This window comes from Kocuria sp. ZOR0020, assembly GCF_000800955.1.
Classification (GTDB): Bacteria; Actinomycetota; Actinomycetes; order Actinomycetales; family Micrococcaceae; genus Kocuria; species Kocuria subflava.
In genome coordinates this window covers 1-11,786 of the sequence record NZ_JROX01000130.1, presented here as the reverse complement: position 1 = coordinate 11,786, position 11,786 = coordinate 1, and the positions used below count along the sequence as shown (strand labels likewise).

Annotated in this window: 12 protein-coding genes; 4 read left to right on the top strand and 8 right to left on the bottom strand. The window is 63.1% G+C overall.

Annotation, left to right across the window (positions count from 1 at the left end; all coding sequences use genetic code 11):
• Positions 1–146: 146 nt before the first annotated feature.
• From L979_RS08215 to L979_RS08205, 3 genes are all read right to left on the bottom strand, one after another.
• A complete protein-coding gene (locus L979_RS08215; RefSeq protein WP_047691447.1) occupies positions 147–1,427 on the bottom strand; it encodes an MFS transporter in 1,281 nt (426 codons plus the stop codon).
• 28 nt (positions 1,428–1,455) lie between these two features.
• Positions 1,456–2,901 carry a sugar porter family MFS transporter gene (locus L979_RS08210; RefSeq protein ID WP_047691445.1) on the bottom strand — a complete coding sequence of 482 codons (1,446 nt, stop codon included), beginning with the start codon at positions 2,899–2,901 and terminating at the stop codon, positions 1,456–1,458.
• Positions 2,902–3,088: 187 nt separating this feature from the next.
• Entirely contained in the window at positions 3,089–3,748 is a 660-nt protein-coding gene (locus tag L979_RS08205) for an SDR family oxidoreductase (protein ID WP_047691443.1), read from the bottom strand.
• A gap of 226 nt (positions 3,749–3,974) precedes the next feature.
• Between L979_RS08205 and L979_RS08200 the strand changes: the two genes are divergently transcribed.
• Together L979_RS08200 and L979_RS08195 are read left to right on the top strand one after the other, a co-directional pair.
• Positions 3,975–4,436: a hypothetical protein gene (locus L979_RS08200; protein WP_047691440.1), complete on the top strand. Its 462-nt coding sequence runs from the start codon at positions 3,975–3,977 to the stop codon at positions 4,434–4,436.
• Between the two features lie 38 nt (positions 4,437–4,474).
• Positions 4,475–6,052, top strand: a complete 1,578-nt coding sequence (locus L979_RS08195) for a helicase HerA-like domain-containing protein (protein ID WP_047691437.1) — start codon at positions 4,475–4,477, stop codon at positions 6,050–6,052.
• A 65-nt stretch (positions 6,053–6,117) separates the two neighbouring features.
• Here the strand turns inward: L979_RS08195 and L979_RS08190 are convergent, their stop codons facing one another.
• Entirely contained in the window at positions 6,118–6,939 is an 822-nt protein-coding gene (locus L979_RS08190; RefSeq protein WP_156125501.1) for a hypothetical protein, read from the bottom strand.
• 54 nt (positions 6,940–6,993) lie between these two features.
• Positions 6,994–7,533 (bottom strand): hypothetical protein, encoded by a 540-nt coding sequence (locus L979_RS08185; RefSeq protein ID WP_231559462.1) that lies wholly within the window; start codon positions 7,531–7,533, stop codon positions 6,994–6,996.
• Between the two features lie 846 nt (positions 7,534–8,379).
• On the opposite strand from L979_RS08185, the gene L979_RS08180 reads away from it, so the two are divergent.
• Entirely contained in the window at positions 8,380–8,586 is a 207-nt protein-coding gene (locus tag L979_RS08180) for a cold-shock protein (protein WP_047691429.1), read from the top strand.
• Between the two features lie 200 nt (positions 8,587–8,786).
• A complete protein-coding gene (locus L979_RS08175; protein ID WP_047691427.1) occupies positions 8,787–9,200 on the top strand; it encodes a hypothetical protein in 414 nt (137 codons plus the stop codon).
• A 150-nt stretch (positions 9,201–9,350) separates the two neighbouring features.
• On the opposite strand, the gene L979_RS08170 is transcribed toward L979_RS08175, so the two are convergent.
• The 3 genes from L979_RS08170 to L979_RS08160 all read right to left on the bottom strand — a co-directional run bounded on the left by L979_RS08170 (position 9,351) and on the right by L979_RS08160 (position 11,594).
• Positions 9,351–10,604 (bottom strand): phosphatidylserine/phosphatidylglycerophosphate/cardiolipin synthase family protein, encoded by a 1,254-nt coding sequence (locus L979_RS08170; RefSeq protein WP_047691424.1) that lies wholly within the window; start codon positions 10,602–10,604, stop codon positions 9,351–9,353.
• A 9-nt stretch (positions 10,605–10,613) separates the two neighbouring features.
• On the bottom strand, positions 10,614–11,048 hold the full coding sequence (locus tag L979_RS08165; RefSeq protein ID WP_047691421.1) for a hypothetical protein: 435 nt from the start codon (positions 11,046–11,048) through the stop codon (positions 10,614–10,616).
• Positions 11,049–11,279: 231 nt separating this feature from the next.
• Positions 11,280–11,594 (bottom strand): hypothetical protein, encoded by a 315-nt coding sequence (locus L979_RS08160; RefSeq protein ID WP_052209680.1) that lies wholly within the window; start codon positions 11,592–11,594, stop codon positions 11,280–11,282.
• Positions 11,595–11,786: the final 192 nt, after the last annotated feature.

Sequence of the window (11,786 nt, the reverse complement as noted above, 5' to 3'; positions counted from 1 at the left end):
CACCCCGCAGCCAAGCTCATACCGGCGCGCCTCTCACCCCCACCGCAACTCGGAAGAGCCGCAAATGCGGGCACGGCATGGCTTGTGGATCTGATCGCCGAGGCCTGCATGGCGGCCCCGCCCACCCGGCACGACGGCCGCAACGGTTAGGCGGCGGCGGCCAGTTCGTCGTCCACATGGCGCCCCCGAGCCACTTTGCGGCCGAAGAGGGCCATGGGGACCGACGACGCCAGCATCAGAACCAATGGGATGGTCCAGCTACCGGTCCATCCGTGAATCAGGCCGATCAACAGCGGTCCGAAACCAGCCATCAGGTAGCCCACCGGCTGGATGAAACCGGAGACCCGAGCCGTGACCCGAGGGTCACGTGAACGCTCCGTGATCAAGGCCAGAGCAGTGGGGAAGGCCAAGGAACCCAACCCCAGGAGGATGGCCCAGACATAGGGAACAGTGGTGGGCAGGAACAGCAGACCGTTGTAACCGGCCACCATGCACATTCCCATCCCCGTGATCCAGAAGGACAAGCGCGGCGAGTTGGAGACCAACCAGGACATGGCAAAGCCACCCGGCACACCCAGGACGGCAATCACGCCCACCAGCGCTGAGGCGTAGCCCAGACTCAGTCCTGCATCACGGTAAATCTGGGACATCCATCCGAACTGGACGTAGGCATTGGTGGACTGCAGACCAAAGAAGAATGCCAGCGCCACAGCTGTTGGAGACTTCCAGATGCTGACATGGGCGCTGGGATGTTCCACCTGGGCAACCACTTCCAGCTCAGCCGAGGTGAGGGGAGGCTCCTCTGCTACGGGCCGTTGAACGGTTCTGGGCCGGCGACCGGGCTTGGACAGCATGCCCCTGGAACGTGCCAGGAGCACGCCCCACAGTGCGGCGGCACCCACGGAGAGCCAACCCCAAAAAGCCAACGCGGGCTGCCAACCGCCTGCGGCTGCCAGGAGCAGACCCGCAATCAGCAGTGGAGCCGCACCACCCACGGCCAGGCCCGTTGAGTAGACCCCAGCCAGGAACGCCGGCCGGTCCCGGACGAAGGTCCGGATGACTGCGGGCACCAGCACATTGCCAATGGCCATGCCGGACAGGGCCAGCGCACTCAACAGAATGAAGACCACACCCGAGCCCAGGTAGGGCCGCATCAACAGGCACACTGCGGCCAAGGCCAGTCCCACACCGATGGACCACCCGATGCCGAGTTTGCGTGACAGCGGAACGGCCATCAAACCGGCTGCTGCAAACATGAATCCCGGCAGCGCCGTGAGCACCCCAGCCGATGCGCTGGAGAGCCCCAAGCCCTGGGTGATCTCTGCCAAGACTGGCCCAACGGAGGTGGCCCCGGGCCGCAAGGTGATGGCGGCGGCCAGGATGGCCACTGCCACCAGAGCCAGGGAAGGGCCACGTTTGTTGGTCATCAGATGATCGTATCCGTGCCGCCGAGCATCAGGCGCGGCCGCGCCCCTTGAAGATCTGACCGGCCGTGACGCCCTCTTCCACTTTCTCCAGGGAAATCCCCCGGGTTTCCGGGAGGAACTTCCAAAAGACCACGACCGCCACCACGTTGATCACCGCAAAGCCGAAGAACGTGGGCGTCAGACCCAGGCCACGGACCAGAGGCAGGAACAACAACGCCAACGTGCCGTTCATGATCCACATGCAGAACACGGACACACCCATGCCCACGGCACGCATGTGCAGGGGGAAGATTTCACTGAGCAACACCCAGGTGGCCACGTTCAAGAACGTCTGCATGGAGCCCACAAATCCCACAATCAGCACCAGGAGCACGTAGGGACGGGCTGCGGCGTCGTCGGGGATCAGGAGGGAGGCACCACCGATCAGGACGTGAAACGTGGCGGTGAGGGTGTAACCGGTGATCATGGTGGTGCGCCGGTTGATCTTCTCCATCATCCACAGCGCAATGAAGGCGCCGATCACGGCAATCACGCCGGGGGCGATGTTGGCCACCAGAGCGGCGCTACGGTCGAAACCGGCTTCACCCAGCACGATCGTGCCGTAGTACATGATCGAGTTGATGCCGGTGAGCTGCTGGAAGACCGCAATGGCAATGCCCACCAGCAGGATGCGCAGCAGGTACTTGTTCTGCAGAACACTGCGCAATCCAGTGACGCGCTCGGCATGCTCCTGGTTGATCAGCGCCTGGATCTCTGCCACTTCGGCTTCAGCACGCTCACGGGAACGAATGGTTTGCAGCACCGCCAAGGCCTGCTCCTGTCGGCCCTTGACCATGAGCCAGCGCGGAGATTCCGGCATCCGAAGCATCCCGACAAACAAGAACACCGCAGGGATTGCGGCCATGACCAGCATGATGCGCCAGACGCCGTCCAGATGCCCCAGCACGTTGCCCAAGACTGCATTGATCACAAAGGCCACCAGCTGACCGACCACGATCATCAGCTCGTTGCGCCCGGACAGCGATCCCCGGATCTCGTACGGAGCCAATTCCGCCAGGAAAACCGGGACCACCGCTGAGGCGCCACCCACTGCAAGGCCCAACATGGCGCGGCCAACCAGCAGAACGATCAGATTGGGTGCAGCAAAACACAGGATGGCACCCACAAAGAACATGACGGCCAGCAACAGGATGGTGCTGCGTCTGCCCCAGGCGTCAGAGAGTCGCCCTATGCTCAACGCACCCACGGCCGCCCCGAACAGCAGGGTTGAGGTCACCACACCCTGCGCGGTGGTTTCCAGGCCGAGTTCCGCTGCCATGGGCTCCAGGGCACCATTGATCACGCCTGTGTCGTAGCCGAACAGCAACCCACCCAGGGTGGCCACCATGGCCACCACGCCCAGTCGGCGGCTGTGTGGCCCTTGGGTCAGTGGGGGTAAGGGGACCTTGCTGGCCTCGGGGGCAGTACCGCTCACAATGACTCCTTCGTCTACGGCAAGCGGACACCGGATCCGCGAATCCGATAGTAGTCATGCCGCAGCCGCACGGAAGGCACTCACCGGTGAATGGCTGGATGCCGCGATTGCGTGCTTTGCAGCGCCCCCTTCATAGACATGGTGAGCCCCCACGTCACAACGTGGGGGCTCACCATGTGGTTCTGAGTTACTGGCCTGCGAATGCTTCCTCAATCGGCTGGTCGCCGTCGGTGTACTGGACCATGCGGCCCACGGAGGCGTCGTTGTTCACTGCGGCCACGATGGTGCGGGCCACGTTGGCGCGTGAGGTGGAAGCCTCCTCCACGTCTTCACCGTCGTTCACCACGCGAATGGTTCCGGTGGGTTCCTCCAGGGTCAGGTTGCCCGGGCCCAAGATGGTCCAGCGCAGGGAGGACTTGCGCAGGTGTTCGTCCGCCTCGGCCTTGGACTGTGCGTAGGCGTAGAAGGAATCATCCTCCGGCACACCGTGATCGAACCCGGCGCCCAGGTAGGAGACCATCACATAACGGCCCACTCCGGCGTTCTCGGCGGCATCGACCGTGCGGACTGCGGCGTCGCGGTCTACGGCCCAGGTGCGTTCGGGGTCTCCGCCACCGGCGCCTGCGGTCCAGACGACGACGTCGATGCCCTCGAAGGCGCGCTCCAACTCATCCGTGGAGGCGTGCTGAACGTCCAGAACCACCGCTTCCGCGCCGGTCTGCTCCACTTCAGCTGCATGCTCCGGGTTGCGGATCCAGGAGCTGACTTCTTCTCCAGCCTCCACCAGCAGCGGGGCTGCCAGCAGGGCCACCTTGCCGTGTCCACCGATCAGAACAACGTTTGTCATGGTTCTTCCTTCCGCGTTGTCTCAAGCCTCGTGGCCGCCCCTTGAAGGCGACCCCAACGCAACGTCATGTGGAACACGCTGACATCCGGGCGGGGAGCTCGGCCAGGGGTGTTCACCCAGAGCCGCATGTGAGACACATGTCCTCACTTCTGGGCCCGGGGACCCGCAAAACAATCGCAGGGTTTATTCTTTAGCATCGAAATCACATTCGTCCCTGTGGAGCTCCATGCGTCCCCCCAAGCCGTACTCCTGTTCCCACTCGGTGGACATCCCCTTGTCCGTCGAGGCAACAGGTCATTTCATGGAGGATGCGCAGGAGTTCTTGGGGTTTTGGGCCTCCCCGGGCGGCCGGACGTCGTCGTCCACTGAGGTGATCGCCCCGGGAACCGTCCTGGAATACCCCCTCGCCTTGGGTCCGTTCACGCCGTCGTGGATTGCGGTGGTCTCCCAGTTCAAGCGCAACGAGAAGATCGTGCTGCGCTCCACCCGGGGTCCCGTGGACGCTCGCACCACGATTGCCTGGGAGCCCGTCCCGGGAAATCCCACACAAACCCGCATCACGCTGAGTGTGGCCGGTCGCCCTGCGCGGCGATGGAGTCGGTTCCCCGGCTTGTTGAACACCGTCACGGAGCGTTACCTGGTGGCCACGGGCAGCAGGTTGGTTCAGCGCATCGAGGGTCGCCAGTAGTCAGGCGGAACTCAAGGCCTGGCGGTACACTCAGCGCCGTGAGCGAAAACACGCGCAGTTATGCACAGCTGGAAGCCATCCGCACCGGTTACGTCTTTGACGGCCCCACCCTGAATCTGGGCGCTGCCGTGGCGGACGGGGAGCCCGTGGCTGATGTTCAGGTCGGCCTGCCGTTGGCCACCATGAACCGTCACGGCCTGATTGCCGGAGCCACCGGCACGGGGAAGACCAAAACTTTGCAGATGATGGCGGAGCAACTCTCTGAGGCCGGTGTGCCGGTGTTCCTGGCAGACATGAAGGGGGATCTGTCCGGGATCGCCGTGGAGGGCCAGAGCAACCCCAAGCTGGAGGAGCGCACGCAGGCCATTGAGCAGGATTGGCAGCCCAAGTCCGCCCCCATGGATTTCCTGACCCTGGGCGGGCAGGGCAAGGGTGCGCCCATCCGCACCACGGTCACCGATTTCGGCCCGGTACTTTTTGCCAAGGTCCTGGGGCTGAACCAGACCCAGGAATCGGCGTTGGGTTTGATCTTCCACTACGCGGACCAAGCCGGCCTGGCCCTGTTGGATCTCAAGGATCTGCGGGAAGTGATCAAGTTCCTGACCTCGGACCAGGGCAAGGACGAACTCAAGAACATTGGCGGTGTCTCCCCGCAGACCGCGGGCGTGATCCTGCGCGAACTGACCACTTTTGCCAACAACGGCGCTGACGTGTTCTTTGGCGAACCTGAGTTCGACACCGCTGATCTGCTGCGGATTCACGACGACGGCCGCGGGGTCATCTCCAATCTCCAGCTGCCCGGCGTGGCCTCCCGCCCTGAGTTGTTCTCCACGTTCTTGATGTGGCTGCTGGCTGACTTGTTCCAGGACCTCCCTGAGGTGGGGGATGTGGACAAGCCCAAGCTGGTGTTCTTCTTTGACGAGGCCCACTTGCTGTTCAAGGGCGCCACCAAGGAGTTCCTGTCCTCGATCGAGCAGACCGTCCGGTTGATCCGCTCCAAGGGTGTGGGCGTCTTTTTCATCACACAGACCCCCAAGGACGTGCCTGCAGAGGTGCTGGGGCAGTTGGGCAACCGCGTCCAGCACGCGTTGCGTGCCTTCACCCCTGATGACGCCAAGGCCTTGAAGGCCACCGCCCGGACGTACCCGTCCTCCGAGTACGACCTTGAGCAGTTGCTGACCCAGCTGGGCACCGGTGAGGCCGTGGTCACCGTGCTGTCCGAGACCGGCGCGCCCACCCCCGTTGCCTGGACCCGGATGCGGGCCCCGCAGTCCCTCATGGACGTGGCACCGGATTCCACGTTCGACACCGTGATTGCGGCTTCCCCTCTGACGCCCAAGTACGCGGAGGCGATTGACCGCGAGTCGGCCTACGAGATTCTCAAGGCCCGCCTGGAGAAGGCCGATCAGCAGACTGCACAGGCTCAGGCACCGGAATCAGCACCTGAGCAGCCCCGGGAACGCAGGAACACTGAGTCCTCCCGGGAGGCCGAGCCTCGCAAGTCCGGCGGGTTCTTGGACAACCCCGCCGTGCGTTCCATGATGCGTTCAGCCGGAACGGCGCTTGGCCGGGAGATCACTCGGTCGATTTTTGGGACGGCGCGTCGTCGTCGTTGAAGAGCTGAGGTCACCTGACACAGTTGTGGGGCCCGCACCGATCCGGTGCGGGCCCCACAACTGTGTCAGGAGCTGACCTGGCCGTCCGTGACGGAAAACGTGTAGCGGACGCTTTGCAGGATGACTTCTGGCGCACCTTCGCGTGCGGCACGGATCTCCAGCGTGTAGTCACCATCAGCACCCAGCTCCACCGTGGTGCGGTTGGGATCGGAGCCCTCAGAAGATTGGCCGTTCGACCCCTCCAGACGCCAGGAAATTTCCTGGGCCGCTTCCTGGGCGGAGGGGGAGGCATTGATCATGAGTTCACCGGCCGTGGCCTGCTCCAGCACCACCGGCAACGTGCGCGTGAGCGTCTCAGGCACCGCTGCGGTCATGACGCCGCCGGAGACCGTCATCTCCACCACGCCTATTCCGGAGACCCAGCCGTTGCCGTTCACATCCAACAGGGCCACTGTGTAGGTGCCGTCGTCCAATGCGGGGTGGGTGGCAACACCGGAGTCCAACCGCCCCGTGGCCACCGGGGTGGCATCCGCACTGTCCACGATCACCACGTGCCGGCCGGGGCCCAGATCATCCACCAGGGATTCGGCGCTCTCCCGAGTCTGGGCGCTTTCCTGGTCATCCACTTCCGCAAGATACGCAGATGCGGAATCATCAGCTTCAGGTGAGGGCGTGCCGAGCTGTGAGGCTCCCACACCACCGGCGGCCATGGTCAGATCGTGTCCGGATGTCTGGGCCACTTGGATCTGCAGGCTGGCGGGAGCGGTCGAGTTCATGCGTCCGGTGACGTCCGTGGACTCCTCACCGGTACGGCACCCAGCCAGGACCAGCAGTGATGCTGCTGCCACCACAGCTGCCGTGCGGCGCATGTACACAGTGGCTTTCACCGGGCGCTCCTCTTCCTGCATGACAGGTCAACACTTCCAGGGACCGGGAACATCCTACGGTCGGGCGCCTGAGGTTGGGTTCTCCCCGCGCACAAACTCCACGAACGACGGCGAGGCGTCCAGACGAACCCGCAGTTCATGTTCAGTGCCCGGGTAGAGAAGGACATCCACGGAAGCCACGTCCTGCGCCAGGAGAACGGCGAACATGTCCCGCACTGCGTTGGAGCCAAGGGGATCGCTGCACCACTCCCACAGGGCGGAGGAGAGCCTGGCCGGCTGCTGACCCGGGACGGAGAGCTCAACCCTGGACTGCACACCTTCTGGCCCTGAGACCGGGCGGATCATCAGTCCCTCCGTGTTTGAGCTCATGGCCATGGACATCCCTCGCAGCAGCGCCATCAGCTCGGAGGAGGCGGCCCGCAAGACGGCATCCACCGCTGCATCCCAGCTTTCCTTGGTGGTCAACCACCGTTTGAACCGCCGGCGCCGGTCAAAGATGTCGAACCACAAGGCGTAGTCCCCCGTGGTGATGGCCATGTACCCCACCGCCAGGTCATTGCCACCGGCGTCCTGGGAAGACTCCATGGTTGCCATGGCAGAAACCAGGCAGTGCTGAAAGACCTCACGTACACCGTGTAGAGAACGCTGAAGGGGGCCGTCTGCCATGGCCACAAGATCTCCGTGCGCATCACGGAACTGGATGCGGGCACGCCAAGCACTGACGCTGCCCACGTCTGGAAACTTCACCGGTTGCCCTGCCGATGAGTTCATGCAGGATCACCCCCTGATCCCCACTACCCCGATGCTCACCTGATGCGGGAATCAGGTGAGCTGATTCTCTCCTTGAAGCCGGACAATACCTGCAAACGCATGGAAACACACTTCACTTATTGAAATGGATGCCTCAACGCATAGAGAGAGCCGCCTACCACTCAGGGGTCAAGTGGCAAGCGGCTCTCTTCTGTCCCCCTCCTGCAGCAAGGCTCTTGATGACGACGCACCACCACCGTCATCGTTGCCACAGGAAGCTCAGCAGATCCGAACCCTCCAGTCGGAGCTGCCGTCCTCTTCTCGAGGTGATTACCACTTAACCGCCCCCGCCTGACATGAGCCTGAAATGGGCTTGGTATTTACCCCCAGAGCGCCTCAACGTTTCCTGAACGTGCCGCATCACCGGAAAATTGGGTGTTTTTCAGTGCACTTGCATGGACCAGGTGGCAACTTCCCGCACCTGAACCCCAAATTGTGACTCGGAAGCGACCGCAGGGCCTTCCCTCGTGTACCGTCATGGGGAGTTGTTGTAAATGAGCTCGCAGTCGCGGGCGCCCCGCCGTTCGCGGCCGACTGTCCACCGGGACCAAGTCGTGAGGAGCACAACGACGGCAATCGGTCGCCGAAGGTCGGCGCCCGTTACCGTTCCGGAAGGATCGACCAGCAATAATGCAGACCGGCACTGTCAAGTGGTTCAACGCTGACAAGGGCTTCGGCTTCATCAGCCCCGATGACTCTCAGCAGGACGTTTTCGCGCACTTCTCCGCCATCAACGGCAATGGCTACCGTTCTCTGGAAGAGAACCAGCGCGTTGAGTTCGAGGTTCAGGAAGGCCCCAAGGGTCTCCAGGCCGCGAACATCACCGTCATTGACTGACTGAAGTTCCAGACTTCCCGATCTGGCCCGGCACCTCACCCAGGTGCCGGGCCAGATTGCTGTCAGCTGAACACCGTGGCGTGCCATCAGGTGACTGATGGCCGTATCTTGGAGAACGTGGCAGCCACCACCGTGGCGGCCCTGACAGACTTCCCTTGACCTGAAACCGAGCGATGCCCCCGCGGGCACAGGAGGCGACGATGCCGCACAACCCGATCCCCGGACATGACCAGCACGAGCAGGCCAACCCGAACAGCGGGCTGCAGAACACCGTCCACAAGGGACATGAGCCCGGCTCCAACCCGGATTCCCCGGGTGTGAACGCCGTGGACAACGCCGGGCAGGATCGCCACGTGAGCCACAACGAGGGCCACGCCAAGGACCGCGGAGCCAGCTACGCAGGGGCCGCTGAAGTTTCGCAGACCTCCCGCGACGCCGACGGTGGGGCTCCCGTCAAGGGCAACTCCTGGGTCCGCCCGGAGGGCTCCAAGCCGCCCCAGTACGGTCAGGAGGCCAACGCCTGGTACGCGGACGACCGAGTCGGCCTGGTGGTGGCAGGCGCCGTTGTGGCACTTGTCCTTCTGGCAGCGTGGGCAGCGCACCGCAACGACTGAACTTCGCACCGCCACTACTGGCTGAGCTCCGCCCGTAACCACTGAGCTCCGCCTGCAACGACTGGCTGAGCTCCACGCCTCTCACGACGACGGCCGGTGGAAACCTTGACTCCAAGGTTTCCACCGGCCGTCGTCGTTGATTGAGAACGCTCAGAGCAGTGGGCGCAAGGGCGCCAGGGCTGTCTCCCCCACCCAGGCCAGCGGGTGGCGGGCCTGCCACTCGTCCAGGGTCAAGCGGTGGGAGTTGGAGCTGTCCACCTCAAAGACCCGTTCCATGACGGCTGCGAGGTCGTTGTCGATGATCTCCAGGTTGACCTCGTAGTTGAAGGACAGGGAGAGGCGGTCGATGTTGGCGGTGCCCACCGTGGACCACACACCGTCAATGGTGGCGGTCTTGGCGTGGATCATGGCGCCCTTGTAGAGCAACAGAGTCACACCGGCCTTGAGCATAGTCACGTAGAACCCGCGTGAGCCCCAGTCCGCCAGTACGTGGTTGGAGTCCATGGGAACCATGATGCGGACATCCACACCACGCCCCTGCGCGCGAATCAAGGCATCCAGAATCTGGTGATCCGGGATGAAGTACGGGGTGGAGATGTAGATGTGGTCCTTGGCGCGGTCAATGGCCTGCAAGTACATGCCGCGGATGGGGTACACCCGGCGCATGGGCAGATTGGACCAGCAGCGCACACGGGAATCCCACTCCGGGGGATCCATGCGCGGAATCTGGTCCTCCCTGGCAGCCACGGTGTTCCACACGGTCACAAAGGACTGACGCAGCACCCAGGAATCCGGGCCGGTGACTTTCAGGTGGGTGTCCCGCCATTCGGTGGCGTACGTGGAACCCAGGTTGTACCCGCCGATGTAGGCCACGTTGTCATCCACGATCAACAACTTGCGGTGGGTCAGACCGGAAGCATGCAGCGGGGTGATGAACAACCGCGGGCGGAAGACGGGGAACCGGTAGACGTGGACGTCACGGTGGAATCGGTAGAACTTGTTGGGCACCACCAGGTTGCCGAAGCCGTCATAAACCACACGGACATCCACGCCGCGTTCGGAGGCGCGGTTGATGGCGTCCAGGAACTTCTGCCCGTATTCGTCGTCCTTCCAGATGAAGGACTCCAGGAAGACGTTGTGGGTGGCGTTGTTGATCTGCGTGAGCATGTCGTCGTACAGATCCGCACCAAAGGTGAAGACGTCAACGTCAGAGTTGGCAACGTCCGTGCCGTAATGCCCCGGCTTGGGGAACCCGGAGCGGGTCTTGCGCTGCTTCTTGGTCAGGGCGTCGTAGCCCACCAGGCCACCGATGGTGGCTGCTTGAGCGCCCACCAGGCCCACTGCGGTGCGCACAACGGCTTTGCGAATGAACTGGCGCAGGGGTGAAGTTGCCGATGCCGACATGAGCTCAGCCTAGTGCAACGGCGGGCAGGGATAGGGGGCAGCCGCGGGCTTCTCCCAGGTCTTGGCGGCCACCACGATCCAGGCGATGTTCACTCCAATGAACAGCAGTTCCACGCCCACGTTCAGAATCCAGAGCGGGCCCGGGAGACCAATCAGGTACACCAGGTTGAGGATCGCCCCCAGGGTGCCCAAGGACGCAAACACATAACCCACCACGCGGCCCCAGTTGTGGCCCAGCATCATGGGGATCAGGACCACCATGTAGAGGGCACCGATGATGCACACACTGAATGCCACACCCATCACACTGGAGCCGATCATGGCTCCGGTGTTTGCCGAGCTGAACTGCTGACTCCTGATCACCAGTTCCAAGACGCCCACCACCTGCTCGCCCACGTACAGCGCCGCAGAGATCAACAGCAGCAAGTACACCGGTTTGCGCACCAGGTCTGCTTTGTTGATGCGCCGGGCAGGCTGTGGCCCGGCATAAGGGTTGTACCACTGTCAGTACTGCTACTGACCGGGATAGGAACCCGGATGAGGCGGATACGGTCCGGGCGGTTGGCCGTACGGGGGCCCGGTTGTGGCCCCGGGGAACCTTGAGGGGGAACAGACGGTTGCTGGTGGTTGTGCCCATCCGGTGCGTTGGTCATGTTCGAGCCTCTTTCGACTCCGTCAGCGGCCGCGAATGGCCGCAACAATCCACACCACGTTGACGGCCACAAAGGCCACGATGGCCAGCGCAACCACGATTCCGTACAGGCCGTAGAAGAATGCGTCAAAGAACCCCACCAATGAGAAAGCTGATCCGAGGCAGGCCAACACGATCCCGGTCACGCGGGCCCAGTTCTTGCCCTTACGCGGGTAGGAGTAGATCAATGCATAGACCGCCAGCACCGCCAGGGGGCCCACGATGCTCCATAGACCCACACCAGGGTTGATCTCCACAGTGGTGGACCCGTCCCCGAATACTCTGTCCGCGGCCGACATCAGATTGTCGTGATAGGTCTGTGTGGACCTCCCGATCAGGTGCAGGACATCGACAAGCAGGTAAGCACCCGCGGAAACCAGAAGCAGTTTATTGAGGCGTGTTCCGTCAAAAGTTGTGCTGCACCCAGTGACGTACGGGGGACGTTCTAAGCCTCGATCCACCGATCAGCGTCGCGGAGGGATCGGCGTTTT